This is a genomic window from Bacteroides cellulosilyticus (assembly GCF_020091405.1).
In the GTDB taxonomy this organism is placed as follows: domain Bacteria; phylum Bacteroidota; class Bacteroidia; order Bacteroidales; family Bacteroidaceae; genus Bacteroides.
Genome location: NZ_CP081903.1, coordinates 2,299,667 through 2,319,362 on the forward strand (window position 1 = coordinate 2,299,667; position 19,696 = coordinate 2,319,362).

At 42.0% G+C, this 19,696-nt stretch carries 19 protein-coding genes; 14 read left to right on the plus strand and 5 right to left on the minus strand.

The genetic code is table 11. The features are described from left to right. Positions 1–200: 200 nt before the first annotated feature. Complete coding sequence (locus tag K6V21_RS07945) at positions 201–1,874, minus strand: nucleoside kinase (protein WP_217713419.1); 1,674 nt, start codon at positions 1,872–1,874, stop codon at positions 201–203. A gap of 81 nt (positions 1,875–1,955) precedes the next feature. Between K6V21_RS07945 and K6V21_RS07950 the strand changes: the two genes are divergently transcribed. After that, positions 1,956–3,653 (plus strand): Na/Pi cotransporter family protein, encoded by a 1,698-nt coding sequence (locus tag K6V21_RS07950; RefSeq protein ID WP_224321449.1) that lies wholly within the window; start codon positions 1,956–1,958, stop codon positions 3,651–3,653. Here K6V21_RS07950 and rd read toward each other — a convergent pair. Next, positions 3,650–3,811 carry a rubredoxin gene (gene rd / locus K6V21_RS07955; RefSeq protein ID WP_007211919.1) on the minus strand — a complete coding sequence of 54 codons (162 nt, stop codon included), beginning with the start codon at positions 3,809–3,811 and terminating at the stop codon, positions 3,650–3,652. The genes K6V21_RS07950 and rd overlap by 4 nt on opposite strands. Positions 3,812–3,923: 112 nt before the next feature. Here rd and K6V21_RS07960 point away from each other — a divergent pair, with 112 nt between their 5' ends. The 9 genes from K6V21_RS07960 (at position 3,924) to K6V21_RS08000 (ending at position 12,636) form a co-directional block, all read left to right on the plus strand. After that, positions 3,924–5,219, plus strand: coding sequence for an ATP-binding protein (locus tag K6V21_RS07960; protein ID WP_224321450.1), 1,296 nt, complete (start codon positions 3,924–3,926; stop codon positions 5,217–5,219). A gap of 74 nt (positions 5,220–5,293) precedes the next feature. Then, on the plus strand, positions 5,294–7,978 hold the full coding sequence (locus tag K6V21_RS07965; RefSeq protein WP_224321451.1) for a calcium-translocating P-type ATPase, PMCA-type: 2,685 nt from the start codon (positions 5,294–5,296) through the stop codon (positions 7,976–7,978). A 1-nt stretch (position 7,979) separates the two neighbouring features. Then, positions 7,980–8,597, plus strand: a complete 618-nt coding sequence (locus K6V21_RS07970; protein WP_224321452.1) for an HAD family hydrolase — start codon at positions 7,980–7,982, stop codon at positions 8,595–8,597. Between the two features lie 19 nt (positions 8,598–8,616). Further along, positions 8,617–9,534: a bifunctional riboflavin kinase/FAD synthetase gene (locus K6V21_RS07975; protein WP_224321453.1), complete on the plus strand. Its 918-nt coding sequence runs from the start codon at positions 8,617–8,619 to the stop codon at positions 9,532–9,534. Positions 9,535–9,847: 313 nt separating this feature from the next. Next, positions 9,848–10,627, plus strand: coding sequence for a type II CAAX prenyl endopeptidase Rce1 family protein (locus K6V21_RS07980; protein WP_217713429.1), 780 nt, complete (start codon positions 9,848–9,850; stop codon positions 10,625–10,627). Further along, positions 10,624–11,280: a DUF2975 domain-containing protein gene (locus tag K6V21_RS07985; RefSeq protein ID WP_217713431.1), complete on the plus strand. Its 657-nt coding sequence runs from the start codon at positions 10,624–10,626 to the stop codon at positions 11,278–11,280. Before K6V21_RS07980 ends, K6V21_RS07985 begins: the two co-directional genes overlap by 4 nt. A 15-nt stretch (positions 11,281–11,295) precedes the next feature. Then, positions 11,296–11,925, plus strand: coding sequence for a DUF2975 domain-containing protein (locus tag K6V21_RS07990; protein ID WP_217713432.1), 630 nt, complete (start codon positions 11,296–11,298; stop codon positions 11,923–11,925). A 13-nt stretch (positions 11,926–11,938) separates the two neighbouring features. Then, positions 11,939–12,400, plus strand: coding sequence for a DUF2975 domain-containing protein (locus tag K6V21_RS07995; protein WP_217713434.1), 462 nt, complete (start codon positions 11,939–11,941; stop codon positions 12,398–12,400). A gap of 26 nt (positions 12,401–12,426) precedes the next feature. Continuing rightward, a complete protein-coding gene (locus tag K6V21_RS08000) occupies positions 12,427–12,636 on the plus strand; it encodes a helix-turn-helix domain-containing protein (RefSeq protein ID WP_007662013.1) in 210 nt (69 codons plus the stop codon). A gap of 307 nt (positions 12,637–12,943) precedes the next feature. On the opposite strand, the gene K6V21_RS08005 is transcribed toward K6V21_RS08000, so the two are convergent. From K6V21_RS08005 to K6V21_RS08015, 3 genes are read right to left on the minus strand one after another with little or no spacing between them, the layout of a single operon-like run. Continuing rightward, the gene (locus tag K6V21_RS08005) at positions 12,944–13,372 is read right to left on the minus strand and encodes a SufE family protein (protein WP_118294899.1); all 429 of its coding nucleotides are present in this window, start codon (positions 13,370–13,372) and stop codon (positions 12,944–12,946) included. A 30-nt stretch (positions 13,373–13,402) separates the two neighbouring features. Then, positions 13,403–14,398, minus strand: a complete 996-nt coding sequence (locus K6V21_RS08010) for a M28 family peptidase (RefSeq protein ID WP_217713436.1) — start codon at positions 14,396–14,398, stop codon at positions 13,403–13,405. Then, the gene (locus K6V21_RS08015; protein WP_217713438.1) at positions 14,395–15,357 is read right to left on the minus strand and encodes an LD-carboxypeptidase; all 963 of its coding nucleotides are present in this window, start codon (positions 15,355–15,357) and stop codon (positions 14,395–14,397) included. Before K6V21_RS08015 ends, K6V21_RS08010 begins: the two co-directional genes overlap by 4 nt. 235 nt (positions 15,358–15,592) lie before the next feature. Between K6V21_RS08015 and K6V21_RS08020 the strand changes: the two genes are divergently transcribed. From K6V21_RS08020 to K6V21_RS08035, 4 genes are all read left to right on the plus strand, one after another. After that, on the plus strand, positions 15,593–16,507 hold the full coding sequence (locus K6V21_RS08020; protein ID WP_044263702.1) for a phosphate acyltransferase: 915 nt from the start codon (positions 15,593–15,595) through the stop codon (positions 16,505–16,507). A 61-nt stretch (positions 16,508–16,568) separates the two neighbouring features. After that, the gene (buk, locus tag K6V21_RS08025; protein WP_224321454.1) at positions 16,569–17,651 is read left to right on the plus strand and encodes a butyrate kinase; all 1,083 of its coding nucleotides are present in this window, start codon (positions 16,569–16,571) and stop codon (positions 17,649–17,651) included. A 244-nt stretch (positions 17,652–17,895) separates the two neighbouring features. Then, positions 17,896–18,459, plus strand: a complete 564-nt coding sequence (locus K6V21_RS08030) for an RNA polymerase sigma-70 factor (RefSeq protein WP_217713441.1) — start codon at positions 17,896–17,898, stop codon at positions 18,457–18,459. 199 nt (positions 18,460–18,658) lie between these two features. Continuing rightward, entirely contained in the window at positions 18,659–19,603 is a 945-nt protein-coding gene (locus K6V21_RS08035; RefSeq protein WP_224321455.1) for a FecR family protein, read from the plus strand. Positions 19,604–19,696: the final 93 nt, after the last annotated feature.

Sequence of the window (19,696 nt, forward strand, 5' to 3'; positions counted from 1 at the left end):
TTTTTGATGGTTAGGGTACATGAAATTATATCCTGTTCCGTATGATCTCCGTACCAGCTCCGTGTTATCTCCGTATCTTCTCCGTATCCGCTCCGTACCTTCTCCGTGCCTTCTCCATACCATAGAGTACGGAGCGACTACGGAGTAACTACGGAGCGGGTACGGTGCAGGTACGGCTCGGGTAGGGCAGATGTCAGGGATTAGTATTTGAAACTGCTTCCTCCCAGGAATTCGCGCAGAAGTGATGTCGGCGGGATTTCCTTATCTTGTATCGGAGTAAAGTATTTGATGAATTTCAGCAATCGGTATGCTTCGGCATACTCCGGACAGTTGCGTGGCACACTGGTCAGTATGGGTTCGGCATGGCAACGCAGTACGGCAAACTCAAACAACAGTGCTGAGTTGAACATCACATCGGCATTTTCCTGATAAGGGAAGATCCACTTGTCTTCTCCGGCCCGCACACTGGGCCAGCGGGAAATAGTTTCCCGAGCCGAGTAACCACGGTAATTGAAGTCACGGATGATACGGCGCAACAAGCGGTTGTCTGTTGTGGGAATCCAGTTGTGATCGTCCAAAGAAATGGTAGTCAGGGCGGACACATAGATTTTGTATTTATTCTCTGCCGGTATCTGCGGGGTGAGTTCAGGATTCAGTGCATGAATGCCTTCCAGAATGAGGATCGTGTGCTCGTCTATGCGTAACTTGTCCCCTTTGTATTCCCGTTGTCCGGTAGAGAAGTTGAAGCTTGGCAGATCAATTTCTTCGCCTCTCAACAAAGCTTTCAGGTCTTCCTCGAACTTTTTGAGATCGAGTGCATACAACGATTCGTAGTCATAATCTCCGTTAGCGTCTTTCGGAGTATCTTCGCGGTTTACGAAGTAGTTATCCAGGGCTATGGGGTATGGACGAAGCCCGTTCGTCATAAGCTGTACGGAAAGGCGCTTGCTGAAAGTGGTCTTACCCGAAGAGGACGGGCCGGAGATAAGTACCAGTTTTACGCGGTTGCCATTTTCGCCCCGATTATAGATATCATCGGCAATCTGGGCTATCTTTTTCTCTTGCAGTGCTTCTGCTACGTTGATTAAATCGGTGGCATGTCCTTCTTCACAGGCGAGATTAAAGTCACCGACATTGCTTAATCCCATGATATAATTCCAACGCAGATGTTCCTTAAATACATCCAGCATTTTTTCCTGCTTGACGACTTCTTCCAATACATTAGGATTTTGCCTGTTGGGAATGCGAAGCAACAGCCCATCGTAATATTTCACAATGTCGAACAGCCAGATAAAGCCGGTGCTGGGCAGTAGATTACCATAATAATAATCAATCGTATCTTCTAATGAATAATAATAGGTATAGATAGAGCCGGAAGTTTCCAGCAACTTTACTTTGTCTGTCATTCCCCGTTCATTAAAGATGCGCACAGCTTCGGTTGTGTGGCATTCCGTGCGTCGGTATGTGATGTTTTTGTCTATGATTTCCTGCATGCGCTTTTTAATGGCGGATACATCTTCCAGCGTGATTGTGCGCCCAATGCGCAAGTTGCAGAAGTAGCCTTTGGATACAGGGTGTTCTACAAATAGTTTGCCGTCCGGAAACAATTCGTTGACAGCTTTGTACAGTACAAAGCAAAGACTGCGCACATACGTCCGCAAACCGGAAGAGTCGCGTATATCGAGGAATTCTACATCTTTATTATTGTATACCCGGAAGTTCAGCCCTTCGGATCGGTTATTAACTTTTGCACTGACAACCTGATAGGGGAAATTAAGATTAAAACCGTAATAAATATCCAAAAGTGAACTCCCGATGGGGAATTCTTTAGAAATATTATTATTTTTGCAACAAATTTGTAACATGTGTTTCATGACGTCTCCTTTTTAGGTGATTAATACGTTAAATATAGATATAATAACAGATGTGGCATAAAACCTTCTAATTAATTAAAGATGGAATATTCTTTTTATGATTTTTTAAAGCTGCTTGGCTCGCTGGCATTATTCCTGTACGGAATGAAGATAATGAGTGAAGGACTTCAAAAGTTTGCCGGTGACAGGCTCCGGAAAATTCTAACGGCAATGACTACCAACCGGGTAACCGGTGTACTGACGGGTGTGCTGATCACGGCACTGATTCAATCCTCCTCCGCAACTACCGTTATGGTAGTGAGTTTTGTAAACGCCGGACTGTTAACTTTATCCCAATCCATCGGCGTAATAATGGGAGCCAATATCGGTACTACCGTTACAGCATGGATTATTTCGGCGTTAGGCTTCAAAGTTGATATAGCTGCTTTCGCACTTCCTCTACTGGCCTTCGGTATTCCTCTTCTCTTCTCTCAAAAAAGTCATCGTAAGTCTATCGGTGAATTTATTTTCGGTTTCTCTTTCCTCTTTATGGGACTTTCCATGCTGCAATCCAATGCGCCGGATTTGAAAGCAAATCCGGAAATGTTGGCCTTTGTGCAAAGCTATACCGATATGGGATATATTTCTATTCTGTTGTTTGTGTTTATCGGTACTATTCTGACTATGATTGTGCAGGCATCGGCTGCAACGATGGCAATTACGCTTATCATGTGTGCTAATGGCTGGATTAGCTTTGAATTGGGGGCTGCATTGGTATTGGGAGAGAATATCGGTACCACTATTACTGCCAATCTTGCCGCATTGACCGGTAATACGCAGGCGAGGAGGGCTGCATTGGCTCACTTGGTGTTCAATGTCTTCGGCGTTATCTGGGTACTCTGTCTTTTCACTCCGTTTACGAGTGCCGTATCCTGGTTTGTGGAAAACGTGATGGGAACGAAAGATCCTGCCGTAGCTGTTTCATTTAAGTTATCGGCTTTCCATACTTGCTTTAATATCTGCAATGTATTGCTGCTGATCTGGTTTGTAAAACTGATAGAGCGTACGGTTTGTGCCATCATTCCGCAGAAAGAAGCAGACGAGGAATATCGTCTCCGCTTCATCTCCGGTGGTATGCTTTCTACAGCAGAGCTTTCCATTTTGCAGGCACGCAAGGAAATTCATCTGTTTGCGGAACGTACTCATCGTATGTTCAATATGGTACAGGACTTGTTGCATACGGATAAGGACGATGATTATAATAAGCTGTTCAGCCGTATCGAGAAGTATGAGAATATCAGTGATAATATGGAGCTGGAGATAGCCAATTATCTGAACCAGGTGTCTGACGGGCGTTTGAGTTCGGAGAGTAAGCTCCAGATTCGTGCCATGCTTCGTGAGGTTACGGAAATTGAAAGTATCGGTGATAGTTGTTATAATCTTGCGCGTACTATAAACCGTAAGCGTCAGACCAACCAGGACTTCACGGAAAAACAATATGACCATATTCACTTTATGATGAAACTGACGGATGATGCGTTGGCACAGATGATTGTCGTTGTAGAGCGTTCCGAACACCAAAGCATCGACGTGAATAAGTCATTCAATATTGAGAATGAAATTAATAACTACCGCAATCAGCTGAAGAATCAGAATATTCTGGATGTGAATAACAAGGAATATGATTATCAGATGGGTGTTTACTATATGGACATTATTGCCGAGTGTGAGAAATTGGGTGATTATGTGGTGAATGTAGTAGAGGCAAGTAGTGATGTAAAAGAAAAGAAAGCGTCTTAGGACGCTTTCTCAAATTCTTCTTTTCCAACTCCGCATAGTGGGCAAACCCAATCTTCAGGAAGGTCTTCAAACGATGTTCCCGGCTCAATGCCATTTTCCGGATCGCCCAATTCGGGGTCGTAAACGTAGTCACAAACGGTGCAAATGTACTTGTCCATAAAACTATTTTTTAGGTTTTCTGTATAAATAACAATAAATCCCGCCTTTTTGTTTCCGGTTTTGATTTGAAAGGGATATATTTGTTTCGTATTTATTGTAAATGAACTCTTTATGACGATACTAATTCTGGTCGGTATGGCGGTACTTGTAGGAGTACTGTTGTTATATGTATTTGAACTTGGTAGAAGTAGACGCCTGCTGCTTAAAGCAGGAAATGCCAGGAAAGCATTACGCGGTTCCGAAGAACTGTTTCGTTCTATTATGCAAAATGTCCATGCTTTCATTCTTTTGATAGACAGGGATTTTATTGTTACCCGGACGAATTACTATGATATCACCAAAGCTCGTAAGCCGGAAGGCAGACTGACTCGTGTGGGCGATTTATTGCGTTGTAACAATGCATTGTCTGCCGAAGGCGGTTGCGGAACACATGAACTTTGCGGCAGTTGCCCCATCCGAAGGAAGATAGAGGAGACATTTCGTAGTAAAAGCAATTTCACCGATTTAGAAGCTGTACTCGATATAAGGGATAGAAGAGGCGAAGTATCCGAATGTGATGCGTATGTTTCCGGCGAGTACATGGAAATAGACGATAAGGAGGGGATGGTAATTACTGTGCATGATATAACCCGGCTGAAGAAAGCAGAAGCGGAATTGAACAGAGCCCGTGAAAAAGCGGAGAGTGCGGATCGCTCTAAATCAGCCTTTCTTGCCAATATGAGTCATGAGATACGTACACCGTTGAATGCCATTGTCGGTTTCTCCGAATTGCTGGCTTCTGCCGGTACGGAAGAGGAGAAGACACAGTTTTTGGAAATAGTACATTCTAATAATGAGTTGTTGCAGCAGTTGATTGCTGATATTCTTGACCTTTCAAAAATAGAAGCAGGTACATTGGAGTTTACATTCTCGGAGGTGGATATCAAGCAACTGATGTTTGATATAGAACAATTGTTCCGTATGAGACTGGAAGATAAATCTGCCGTTATTCAGATAATCAGGGAAACGCCTTCTGATGAATGTATTATGTATACAGACAGAAACCGTTTGCAACAGGTAGTTTCCAACTTTATGACCAATGCTGTGAAGTTTACAGATGAGGGTAGCATTACTTTTGGCTATAACCGTTGTGCTGAAGGTCTTTATTTTTATGTGAAAGATACCGGAAGCGGTATTCCGGAAGATAAGGTCAATCATATTTTTGAACGCTTTGTCCGGGTAGAACAGAATAAAAAAGGTACTGGTCTGGGGCTGGCTATCTGCGAAATGATTATCCGTAAATTGGGTGGAAAAATTGGTGTGGAATCTGAATATGGAAAGGGATCTACGTTCTGGTTTACACTTCCGGTCAATGGACGCCAGATAAAGGAACAAGGTACGGAGATTGATGGCAAGACTAACTTATAAAAAGATTTAATAACATTCGCTATCCCAAATTAATATTGTACTTTTGTGGCTCTTAATTAAAGCTAACAATTTGCATGACTGCAATGAAGGATGATTTTTATCATGGCGGACTTACTGACGACGAAGTAAGAAAAAACCGCGAAAAGTACGGAGTCAATCTGTTAACGCCTCCCAAGCGTCCCTCCCTATGGAAGTTATATCTTGAAAAGTTTGAAGATCCTGTTGTCAGGGTGCTTCTGGTTGCTGCACTATTTTCTCTGATCATCTCGATCGTAGAGAATGAATATGCGGAGACAATCGGTATTATTGCCGCTATATTGCTGGCTACGGGAATCGGTTTCTTTTTTGAATATGACGCCAATAAGAAATTCGATCTGCTGAATGCGGTAAATGAGGAAACTTTGGTGAAAGTGATCCGTAATGGTCGTGTGCAGGAGATTCCTCGGAAAGATGTGGTGGTAGGAGATATTATTGTCCTGGAAACAGGAGAAGAAATACCTGCTGACGGTGAACTGCTGGAAGCCATATCTTTGCAGGTTAATGAATCAAATCTGACCGGTGAACCCGTTATAAATAAAACGACTGTAGAAGCGGATTTTGATGAAGAAGCTACGTATGCTTCCAATCGTGTGCTGCGTGGTACTACCGTTGTGGACGGTCATGGGACAATGCGAGTGCTCAGTGTGGGCGATGATACGGAAATCGGAAAAGTGGCCCGACAAAGTACGGAACAGAGTACGGAACCTACTCCCCTGAACATACAGCTTACCAAACTTGCCAATCTGATTGGTAAGATCGGCTTCTCGGTGGCCGGACTGGCATTTGCCATTTTCTTTATTAAAGATGTAATACTGGTATATCCTTTTTCAACCTTCCACACTTTTGCAGACTGGCTTCCGGCATTGAAAGCTACCCTGCAATATTTTATGATGGCAGTGACCCTGATTGTGGTTGCAGTGCCCGAAGGGTTGCCGATGAGTGTGACGCTCAGTCTGGCATTGAATATGCGCCGTATGCTTTCTACCAATAATCTGGTTCGCAAAATGCATGCTTGCGAGACGATGGGGGCAATTACAGTGATTTGTACGGATAAGACGGGTACATTGACTCAGAATCTGATGCAAGTTTATGAGCCGAGCTTCTATGGTTTGAAAAATGGTGGGGAAGTCGGTGAAGATGATATCAGCAAACTGGTGGTAGAAGGTATCAGTACCAATTCTACAGCTTTTCTGGAAGAGATAGCCGAAGGTGAAAAACCGAAAGGAGTCGGAAACCCGACAGAGGTAGCCTTGCTTTTATGGTTGAACAGCAGGAATCGGGATTATCTGGAATTACGTGAGAATGCTCCGGTTGTGGATCAGTTGACTTTCTCTACCGAGCGTAAATTCATGGCGACTTTGGTGAAGTCTCCTTTGATGGGTAAGAAGGTATTGTACGTGAAGGGTGCTCCTGAAATCGTTTTAGGCAAATGTAAGGATGTTATTCTGGACAGCAAACGGGTAGATGCGGCAGAGTATCGCTCTACGGTAGAAAAACAGTTGCTGGGTTATCAGAATATGGCGATGCGTACTCTTGGTTTTGCTTTCAAGATTGTGGAAGATACGGATACAAGGGATTGTGTGGAATTGGTTGCCGATCATGATTTGTCATTCCTGGGTGTGGTCGCTATCAGTGACCCTATCCGTCAGGATGTGCCTGCGGCAGTTGCGAAATGCCAGTCGGCCGGTATCGATATCAAGATTGTTACGGGAGATACACCGGGTACGGCTACGGAAATAGCACGCCAGATTGGTTTGTGGAAACCGGAAGATACGGAACGTAACCGGATAACAGGGGCTGCTTTTGCGGAACTGACAGATGAAGAAGCACTGGACCGTGTGATGGATCTGAAAATTATGTCGCGTGCGCGTCCTACAGACAAGCAACGCCTGGTGCAACTGTTGCAACAAAAAGGTGCAGTGGTAGCCGTAACGGGAGACGGTACGAATGATGCCCCTGCACTGAATCATGCACAGGTAGGTCTTTCTATGGGTACGGGAACGTCTGTGGCCAAGGAAGCCAGTGACATAACCCTGCTTGACGATTCCTTCAATAGTATCGGTACTGCCGTGATGTGGGGACGCTCGCTATACAAGAATATCCAGCGCTTCATTGTTTTCCAGTTGACTATCAATTTTGTGGCTTTGCTTATCGTTTTGCTTGGTTCGTTGATAGGTACGGAATTACCGCTTACTGTAACTCAAATGTTGTGGGTAAATCTTATTATGGATACTTTTGCTGCTTTGGCTCTGGCTTCTATTCCGCCCAGCGAGAGTGTTATGCAAGAGAAACCGCGCAGTGGCAGTGACTTTATTATTTCGAAAGCCATGCGTTCCTATATTTTAGGTGTAGGTGGGGCCTTCCTGATTATACTGATGGGAATGTTGTACTGGTTTAATCATGCCGAGGGCGGTATGACACCGGAACGTCTGACCATATTCTTCACATTCTTCGTGATGCTGCAATTCTGGAACCTTTTCAATGCGCGTGTGTTTGGTACTACAGACTCCGCTTTCAAAGGGATTTCCAAATCGTATGGTATGGAACTGATAGTACTTGCTATCTTGGTAGGACAGTTTCTTATAGTACAGTTCGGGGGTGCCGTATTCCGTACTGTGCCGCTTGATTTAGTCACTTGGGTGATCATTATTGCTTCCACTTCACTGGTATTATGGGTAGGTGAGGCGATACGTTTCATTCGACGTTTAACTCAGAAATAAAATGAAAGAAAAAGGAATTAAAAACCTTATTATCGATTTTGGTGGCGTATTGATTGACTTGGATCGCCAGCATTGTATTGAGAATTTTGCAAAGTTAGGCATGCCCAATGTAGAGGCTATGCTTGATGTCTGTCATCAGCAAGGTTTCTTCTTGCAGCATGAAAAAGGACTGATTACCAGTGCGGAGTTTCGGAATGCGATCCGTGAGCAAATAGGGAAGGTAGTGACCGATGCCCGTATAGATGCTGCCTGGAATAGTTTTCTGGGAAGTATTCCTACCTATAAGTTGGATTTGTTGTTGAAACTGCGTGAGAAATATGTGGTCTATCTATTGAGCAACACCAATGAAATTCACTGGAAATGGTCCTGCAAGCATGCTTTTCATTACAAGGCTTTCCGGGTAGAAGATTATTTTGAGAGAATTTTCCTCTCTTATGAAATGAAGATGGTGAAACCGGACGTTGCCATTTTTGAGAGGCTGTTGGAGGAAACAGGTATAGATCCGAAAGAAACTTTCTTTATAGATGATTCTACTGAGAATTGTCGTGTGGCGGAAACATTGGGTATTTCTACCTACACGCCGAAAGCATGCGAAGACTGGAGTCATCTGTTTAAGTAACCATTAAAAAATTAAAGTAGTGCAGTTGCTTCGTAACATACCGGAAGTGCTTCCTCAGCCTTGTGTTGCTACCATAGGCTTTTTCGACGGAGTACATCGAGGACATCGGTACCTTATTGAACAGGTGCGCGAAGTAGCTGCTGCACATGGATTCGCTTCGGGGGTGGTGACTTTTCCTGTGCATCCGCGTAAGGTTGTACAGCCGGAGTATCACCCTGAATTACTGACCACTTATGAAGAAAAGGTTTCCTTGCTCGCCGAAACAGGTTTGGACTATTGCATGATGCTTGACTTTACTCCTGAAGTTGCCATTCTTTCAGCAAAGGAGTTTATGCTGTTTCTTTACAATCATTATAATATACGTGCCCTTGTTATAGGATACGATCATCGTTTTGGTCATAACCGTAGTGAAGGTTTTGATGACTATGTACGCTATGGGCAGGAGTTGGGGATAGAAGTTATTCTTGCACATGCATATATAGATAAGGATGTTGCAGTAAGCTCTTCCGTTATCCGGCAATTGCTGTCGGAAGGTAACGTCTCGGAAGCTGCTGCTTGCCTGGGATATGATTATTTCTTGAATGGCATGGTAGTAAGTGGTTATCGTGTCGGTCGTAAAATAGGTTTTCCTACTGCAAATCTTCGGGTGGATGATCTGGATAAGTTGGTTCCTTCTGATGGGGTATATGCAGTGCGCGTTACCGTAGCAGGTCAGAGTTATGGCGGTATGCTTAGTATTGGCTATCGTCCTACAATGGCTAACGGTACTGATCGTAGTATTGAAGTGAATATATTTAATTTCCATTCAGATATTTACGAGCAATATATCTGCCTTTCTTTTGTCCGCTATCTCCGTCCTGAGTTGAAGTTTGACTCCATAGATGAACTGATTGCCCAGCTTCATAAAGATAAAGAAATAGCTTCCCGTTATCTTTAATATCTCCTTTTCTGTTTATATTTCTTGTATGATTATCGAAAAACGTACTTTTTTTATTGTTTTTCGATAAATATTTTCTGTTTTACTTGTTAGTCTCAAAAAATACCTTTTTATTTGCATATCGAAAAACGATAAATTATTATTGAATAACAAAACATATAAAGGTTGACGATTATGAAAAAGGCATTTATGAGTATCTCTTTATTAGTGATTTCCCTCTCCATGTTGATGGCTGTTCTTTGCGGTATAGGAGCTACCGTTTGATGATTTAATAGAGAAAATATATCTTTGTAAACTCTAAAGGACGACAACGATGAAAACTGCAATAAAACTGGCTCTTATTTACTTGGCGATGCAAATTCTCGGGGCATTGGCAGTGGGGCCATTCACTATGATCTATGCGTATGTAAAATACGGTACTGTAGACAGAGCAAGCGAATTTGCCTTGGCTCCCACTCTGCTGGCAGGATTTGTTTTTATGCTGATTTATTTGTGGCAAAAAGGCTACTTGACAGGAGATAAGAGGTTATACTCTCCAGTGTCTGTATCTTATTTATCCTGGAGTGCTATGATGGGAATTTCCATGATTTATCTGATTGACTTTCTAATGTCCCATCTCACATTTTTGCCTGACTGGCTGAGCGATACTTTTAATTTATTGCAATCCGGTTGGTTAGGAATTATTTGTGTAGCTATATTGGGACCCATTTTGGAGGAGCTACTGTTTCGTGGAGCAATCACTAAAGTTCTTTTGAAGAAGTATAATCCGGTAGTAGCTATCTTGATATCCGGTCTGATATTCGGTATCTTTCATATGAATCCGGCACAAGTGGTAGGAGCTACGCTGATCGGTTTTATTCTTGCATGGATCTACTATAAGACATATAGTCTGATACCTTGTATTCTGATTCACATCATGAACAACAGCCTTTCTGTTTATCTTGCTCTTAAATTCCCGGATGTGGAATATAGCAGTGAATTAATTGGAGAAAAAGCTTATCTGACAGGTCTCGTAATTGCTTTCCTCTTGTTTATATTGTCCTGGAGAATGATGAATACCTATAAATTATCTAATACAACTACTGAAATATGAAAAGGAGATTGAATATTCTTTGCGTGATCGTATTGCTCGTGCTGGGTTATTCGGTTTTAGAGACTACTTATTATGTCGGTTTGGGGATTAAGACCGGGATTGAGAAAGGGTTTGATTCTAAGATTGATGCAAAGGCTAAAGAAGAGATTAGCAATGTGCAGGTCGTGCAACTGGTACCAAAAGATTTGGGCGGAGATATCTTGATTGATTCTGTTTATAATGAAAAAACCGGTGAATATGTACCTGCTGCTTACGGGCAAATGATTGTCAGTGTGAATACACAACCCAGTATCTTGTCCAGAATTATTTCTCTCTTGATTCTTATTGCAAACTATGTTGCCATTGTCTGGGCTGTAGTACTTTTTATCCGTCTTATTGTGTCGATCAATAAATCCGATATATTCAATTGGAAGAATGTCCGTCGGCTCAGGCGTTTAGGAGTGCTGCTTATTATTGGTTTTGTATGTACCTTCCTTCTTGCATTTCTGAGTTTTCATAACATGGAAAAAGTCTTTTCAGTGACAGGTTATTCATTGAGTATGGCGGATATGGTGCATATTACTTCTCTGGTATTGGGGATTTCAGCCCTGATTGTGGCAGAAGTTTTCGCTATCGGACTGAAAATGAAAGAAGAACAGGAATTGACAATTTAAAGAGATGATACGATTATGAAGAGATTTAGAATATTGGGGATATTAGCGATACTGGTGATTGTAGGAGATTTTGCCATTTCTTTTACTGCCGGTTGGCAAGAAGAACGTGACAGTTTTCTGGCGGGAAGTAAAAGTGCCCGTGCGGAAACACCAGCCTTATACACGCCTGAAGGTATCCCTGTGGAGGTACGACCTCTGGAAACAACAATATTGGACTCATTGCGTAATAGTAAAATGAATGAAAACCTTCCTTACAAAATAGATAAAGTAAGTGTGGCTATTGTTCCGTCGACCTGGAGTAGTATTGTGTTTTGCTTTGGTGCGTTTGCTGCTTTGGCTATTCTCGCCGGAATTTATTGCCTGATACGGGTTTTAATTTCCATATCGAAGCGTAATGTGTTTACTCATGACAATGTGGTGAGAATGCGTGTATTCACTTATTCTTTATTAGCCTTTAGCATCTTGAATGCGTTGATGGAATGGCTGAATTATATTGAAGTGGTGAAACAAGTGAGTCTGCCCGGGTATGAAATAAAGGGTTTCAGCATGTCCGAAGATTGGGTATCATTGGTGGTCATTGTTCTCTTTACCGAGATATTTGCCGTAGGTGTGAAAATGAAGGAAGAACAGGATCTGACTATTTAAAGGGAGAAATACGATGAAAAGTTTATTTAAAAAAAATAGGAAGCAGGAATTGGAGACTGTAATGTCTTGTTTGGTGGTTATTTGCGCGAGTTGTCTTATGATATGGCTTACTCAGACCATGCAATTGTGTTATGAGTTAGGAAAAGATGATACTGATGATTTTATATGGCAGGTTCTTTCCCGAAGTATCACATTAGTAGCAATGGCTGTATGCAGTATTTTTATTTGGATAATGCTTTCTAATGTTAAGAGAAATGAAGTGTTTACGAAGCGGAATGCTAATCTGATAGTCTTTATTGGAGTTACAGTGGAAATAACCGGACTCTTACAATATATTCTGGGAATTTTTACTTTGGAAGGAATAAGTAGGGAATCTTTTATGATATATCTTTTGCTGGGTGTATTTATACTTTTCATAGGTTGTCTTTTTAAAATAGGCATCCGTATGAAAGAAGAACAGGACCTGACTATTTAATCTTAACCTTGATAAAAGTGAATTATATGATTATAGTAAACCTTGATATAATGATGGCTCGGCGAAAGATATCTTTAGGAGAGCTAGCCGAAAAGGTGGATATTACACCTGCTAATTTATCTATTCTGAAAACGGGAAAAGCGAAAGCTATCCGTTTTTCTACACTGGAGGCTATTTGTAAAATTCTGGATTGCCAACCGGGAGATATTTTGGAATATCAGGAGGGAGATGAATAAAATAGCATTTTAGAACTGATATATAGGTGTTTGTTAAATAGAGGGAGGATTTGGAATTTCTGAATCCTCCCTCTATTTATGTATAGCTAGTGTCAGTTTATACTATTTTATGGGTGGAAACTGTTGATTATGCTCTATCAGAAGAACCGAATAAGAACTATCCTGATATATTTTGTAATTATAATCCTGATACAGACAATCCGATTATCGCATTCTATAAGGTGATCAGATGATTAGTTTGACTATTAATGAAATAGCCCGAATAACCAGTATATTCGGGCTATTTTATTTAGTTTTTCAAAACATTCTATATGCTGCTATTTTTTGCCTTGAAAGCCAGCGCATACATCCGCATCTGCTTCACCATAGACAGCAAACCATTGCTACGGGTAGGCGAAAGATGTTCTTTCAATCCTATCTTATCGATGAAATAAAGATCAGCATTCAGAATTTCGTCTGGTGTATGCCCGGAAAGGACTTTCATCAGCAACGAAATGATACCTTTTACAATCAAAGCGTCGCTCTCAGCTTTGAAGATGATTTTTCCATCCTCTTCGTCAGCTTGCAGCCATACGCGACTTTGGCAACCTTCAATCAAGTTCTGTTCCGTTTTATATTTTTCGTCGAGCGGTTCCTGCTCGTTTCCTAAGTCTATGAGGAGCTGATAGCGATCCATCCAGTCGTCAAAGTCGCTGAATTCCGCAATCACTTCGTCTTGTGCTTCGTTGATACTCATACTTCTTGATTTATGTTTTTGATTTATAAATTATTTCTCGCTGTAAATAACTTGCATTACCGTCTGTCCCACTGCTTGCAATGTAGCCTTATCAATGGCATCCATGTCATCTTTCACAGTATGCCAGTGCTCAAAGAAATCACCTTCCGGATAATAAGGAACGATATCAATGGTTGGAATTTTGGCGTACTTGTTGATGAACGTATGGTCATCGGTCACGAAACCGCCTTTTTTCTGTACAAAATGGCGCCCGAAACCTAAAGCATTGGCTGTTTTCCAGACTTTCTCATTGACATTGGGAGCTACTTCATGAGATAAACCTTCATAACGGAATTCTGCATTCTTGCCCCCTACCATGTCCAGCAGTATACCGAAGCGTGCATTATATCCTTGCACATGCGGATTACGTGCCCAATACTGTGAACCGAGTCCCCAGTATTCCTCTTTATGCGGGCCATTGTAAGCCTGATGTGTTCCATAATCTTCGGCATCTACAAAAACAATATCGATACCCATTTCCGGCAATTGTTTCTGCAAATGACGTGCTATTTCCAATAATACGCCTACACCGCTGGCACCGTCATTAGCGCCTAAAATGGGTGTGTAATGCTTTTTAGCGTCCGGGTCAGCGTCTGCCCACGGACGGCTGTCCCAATGCGAAAAAAGGACGATACGCTTTTTCGTATCCGGTTTGTAGGAACCGATAATATTGCGGGCTTTTAGTAATGTACCGGTATAGGCAGGTAAGTCTACATATTGGTTAGTAACCTTTGCACCGAATTCGGTCAGTTTATTTGCCAGATAATTGCCACAATCCACATGCGCTTTCGTATTAGGAACGCGTGGGCCGAAGTCAACCTGTGCTTTCACATACTGGTAAGCACTGTCTGCATTGAACTGTGGAACATTGACGACGTTTTTAGCAGTTGCTTCAGTGTCGTCGCTTGCCTTCTTGGTATTGTTGCTGCATGCTATGAATGCAAGCAACACCAGGCATAAAGGGATGAGAGTATAATTCCGTTTCATTCTTTATCTAAATTAAAACTTAGTTTCACTTCTTTTCTTCCGGTTTCCAGCGTTACTTCCGCTCCGTTTATCATGGGCAGGTTCATGCTGACATGTCCTACCGGGAAATTAAAACAGACGGGGTAATCGTATTCTTTCACGAGGTCGGCAATTGCACCGTATAACTCTTTCCCCAAAGACTTGTTTTCCTCGTATTCCGTAAACTGTCCGATAATAAGGCCGGATAGTTTTTCTAATATACCGCCCAGTTTCAGATTGTAGATCATACGCTCTACTGCATGCGGACGTTCGCCTACATCTTCTATAAAGAGAATGCTTCCTTCTGCAGGAATATCATAAGGGGTGCCGCGCAGTCCATAAAATACGGACAGGTTGCCACCTCGCAAAATGCCGCTGGCAGTTCCTTTATGGTTTAATTTGTGTCCGGGGCAAATATAGCTGAAACCATTTCCTGAGATTTCTACAGATTCTGCCGTCTTCGGATTAAAATGTCCAAAGAGGATATCTTTGAGTGCCAGCGTACAGAAATCATCTTCGGATTCTACCGTCAGATGGCGTGCCATTAGGGCGTGGAGTGATGCAAAACCTTCTTTCTGGAGCACATTATGTAATGCGGTAATGTCACTGAAACCAATCAGCCATTTTGGATGTTCACGAAAGCGGGTAAAATCGAGTTTCCCTAACAGGTGCACGGCTCCGTATCCGCCACGGCTGCATAGAATAACTTTAGCCTTTTCATCATCCAGCGCATTCTGTAAATCTTCTACGCGTTGTTTGATGCTGCCTCCATACGTTCCGTGTGAGCTTCCGGCATGTTTAGCCATTACCACTTCCAGTCCCCAGGATTTCAGACGCTTTTTGGCTCCTTTCAAAAAAGACTTGTCTATCTTGCTGGAAGGAGAAAGGATGATGACACGATCACCTTTTTGTACGTATGACGGAAAAATAAGGCTGCTCATAATTCAATATTTTGCGTATGGGGACAAAAGTACATAAAATAACTCAAAACGAAATTTAGTTTACACCACAGATTACACAGATTAACACAGATTTATTCTAATCATGGTGAAAAGTAATAATCTGCGTTAATCTGTGGTGTAAACTATCAAAATGAAATAAGGCTTGCGAAATTTCCTGGAGTGTTATGCTGCATTTCTCGACATTTTTTCAGATATTTGCTAAAAATCTAACGTTATGGAACCTATTCGAAGCTTTGATCAACTAACCTCGCACTTGAAATCCTTGAACAAAAGGAAACGTATTGCAGTAGTTTGTGCTAATGACCCCAATACGGAATATGCCATTGCCCGTTCTCTGGAAGAAGGGATTGCGGAGTTCCTGATGGTTGGCGACTCTGCGATTCTTGAAAAATATCCTACATTGAAGAAATATCCCCAGTACGTCCGTACGGTGCATATAGAGGATCCCGATGAGGCGGCGCGTGAGGCTGTACGTATTGTTCGTGAGGGTGGAGCGGATATTTTGATGAAAGGGATTATCAATACTGATAACCTTCTGCATGCGATTCTCGATAAGGAAAAAGGTCTGTTGCCTAAGGGTAAAATCCTGACTCATCTGGCTGTAATGCAGATTCCTACGTATGATAAGTTGTTGTTCTTCTCGGATGCCGCCGTAATTCCGCGACCTACTTTGCAGCAACGCATAGAGATGATCTGGTATGCTATCCATACTTGTCGCCACTTTGGTATTGAACAACCTCGCATTTCACTTATTCATTGTACGGAGAAGGTAAGTGCCAAGTTTCCCCATTCGCTGGATTATGTCAATATCGTGGAGTTGGCGGAGGCCGGAGAATTCGGAAATGTAATAATCGATGGTCCATTGGATGTAAAGACTTCCTGTGAGAAGACAAGCGGTGATATCAAAGGGATTGCATCTCCTATCAATGGAGAAGCGGATGTGCTGATCTTCCCTAATATCGAATCGGGAAATGCTTTTTATAAGGCTGTATCCTTGTTTGCCCATGCTGATATGGCAGGTCTGTTGCAAGGTCCTGTATGTCCGGTGGTGTTGCCCTCGCGTAGTGATTCCGGTCTCTCTAAATATTATAGTATTGCCATGGCATGCCTCACTTGTGCCTGTGACTAAGTGACAGGGTGATAAAGTGGGTGATCCTAATCGTAAATTGTAAAACGTCAAATCTTAAATTATGAGAATTCTTGCTATCAATCCCGGTTCTACTTCAACGAAAATTGCAGTATACGAAGACACAACTCCGCTTTTGGTGCGTAACATTCGCCATTCGGTAGGAGAACTTTCCCATTTCCCTCGCGTCATCGACCAGTTTGAATTCCGCAAGAATTTGGTAATAGAAGCCTTAAAAGAGAATGGTATTCCTTTTGAATTTGATGCCATCGTAGGGCGTGGAGGATTACTGAAACCCATTCCGGGCGGAGTGTACGAGGTGAATGACGCCATGCTGGATGATATAGCCCATGCCATGAGAAGCCATGCGTGTAATCTGGGGTGTCTTATTGCTTCCGAATTGGCAGCATTGCTTCCCGATTGCCGTGCTTTTATTGCTGATCCCGGTGTCGTGGATGAACTGGATGAGGTAGCCCGTATCACGGGTTCTCCACTGATGCCACGTATTACCATCTGGCATGCTTTGAACCAGCGTGCCATTGCCCGCCGTTATGCTGCCGAGTTAACAGCCGCTTCTCCCGATCATCCGGTGCGCTACGAAGATTTGAATCTGATTATCTGTCATTTGGGTGGTGGCATTTCTGTTGGGGCTCACCATTACGGGCGTGCCATTGATGTGAATAATGCTCTTGACGGTGAAGGTCCTTTCTCTCCCGAACGTGCGGGAACATTGCCTGCCGGGCAGTTGATTGATCTTTGTTATTCCCATCGTTTCAGAAAGGATGAACTGAAGAAACGTATTTCCGGGCATGCCGGTCTGGCAGCGCATCTTGGTACTACGGATATACCTGCCATCATAAAGTCTATTGAAGACGGAGATGAAAAAGCCGAATTGGTGCTGAATGCCATGATCTATCAGGTTGCCAAAAGTATTGGAGCTGCCGCCGTTGCGCTTTTTGGTAAAATAGACGCAATCTTGCTGACAGGCGGTATTGCCCATTCAGAGTATGTTATTTCCCGCTTGAAAGAGCGTGTTTCTTTCCTTGCCCCAGTACATGTGTACCCTGGAGAAGATGAGTTGGAAGCGCTTGCTGTTAATGTTCTGGGAGCATTGCGCGGAGAGTTGCCGATACAAGTCTATAAGTGATGATTGGTGGGATATAAGCCCGACGGTTGTTTCATTCCATGAAAATTATGTTTATGTCTTAGACTGATATAGGTAGACACATTTATTAGTTGGTAAATGTGTCTACCTATATCAGTCTAAGACAAAATGTTCGTTTCCCTCCGATCAAAAAGATAATTCTCCCAACGGGTTATTAAATGTTTATTGCTAACTTTGCTATATGATATTTAGTGCAACGAATGAAAAACATAATAGAGTGTGACTGATGAATGATAAAATAGGAAATACTTTCAGTGATATCTATGCCTTTTATTATAAGAAATCTTTTTTCTTTGCAAAGTCTTATGTCCACGATGATCTGGCAGCTGAAGACATCGCTTCCGAATCACTGATAAGGCTGTGGGAGAAGCTGAAAATAGAAACGATAGATTATGTGGAACCTCTTCTACTTACTATCCTGAAGAATAAAGCTCTGGATTATCTGAAACATGAGGAGGTGAAACGCACAGCTTTTGAATCTATGACTGACTGGCATCATTTTGAACTTTCCACTCGAATTTCTACTCTGGAAGCCTGTAACCCTAATGAGATTTTTTCGGAAGAAGTGGAATCTATCGTTCGTGAGACTTTAGACCTTTTGCCGGAACAAACACGCCGGATATTTCTTTTAAGCCGTTTTGAGAATAAGTCGAATAAAGAAATTGCCGAAGAAATGAAAATTTCCATTAAAGGAGTGGAATACCATATTTCAAAGGCATTGAAGGTGCTACGGGTATCCTTGAAGGATTATCTGCCCCTCTTTTACTTCTATTTTTATATTAAATTCTAAATTATATGTTGTTCTTAAAATAGAGAACATAAATGAGATTTAATCGGAAATCTATCTTCTTGCCTCTTTTCAATTAGCCGTCTGATAAGAGCATTTCTTATCATTTCTTCTACCGAATAAAGTACTACTTCATTTTTTTTAGTTTTTCTTTTAGGGATGTTTCCACTTTAGTCGTTAACTATATAGAATAGCATAGGATATGGATACAGAGTTATTACAGAAATATATATCCGGTAATGCCACGGAAGCAGAGAAGCGGCACATAACCGAGTGGATGCAGGAAAAGCCTGAGAATATGCGTGAATATATGGCGCAACGCAAACTGTATGATATTGCTTTGTGGCGTACACTGCCGGCAGTGGTAGAAAAGAAAAAAGCAGGAAAAAGATTTTCTGTGCATACACTCTGGGTGGAAATGGCTAAAGCAGCGGCAGTGGTTGCAATCGTCTTATTAGGCACACACTATTGGGATAATAAACATCAGACTGTGGAAAGCAGTGCACTTCAATCTATTTATGCGCCTGCCGGACAACGGACGGAAATAATGTTGGCAGATGGTACGAAGGTGTGGCTGAATTCTCGGAGTACATTGACTTTCCCGGAAAAGTTTAAAGACAATAACCGGAAAGTAAAATTAGATGGTGAGGGCTATTTTGTAGTAGCTAAGAATAAAGAGAGGCCTTTTATAGTGGAAACGAGTAAATGCAATGTAAAGGTATTAGGTACGGAATTCAACGTATTGGCTTATGCGGAAGATAGTGTCTGGGAAACTTCTTTGCTGAAAGGAGCGGTAGAAATTCAGCTATCGGATTCATCCGCAGGAGTGTTGAAGTTAGAGCCAAACACAATGGCAAGCCTGAAAGGTAGCAGGCTGGTGAAAGGACGTATTAAAGAACCGGACTATTTTTTATGGCGTGAAGGTTTGCTTTGTTTTAATGATATACCCGTCAGGGATATGATTGAAAAATTGAAACTTTATTATGGAGTGGATATTGTGGTAAACAATACCAGTATATTCAAGAATCGCTATACAGGCAAGTTCAGAACCAAAGATGGAGTGGAGCATGTGCTGAAAGTACTGAGATTGAATAATAGATTTACTTATACAAAAGATGATGAAAACAATGTGATAACTATTAATTAACCCTTTAAAATATTCTGCCTATGGAATAACACACATTATATTTTATAAAAATGGGACAGTGCTGCAACACTATCCCATGGAAGTCAATGATAC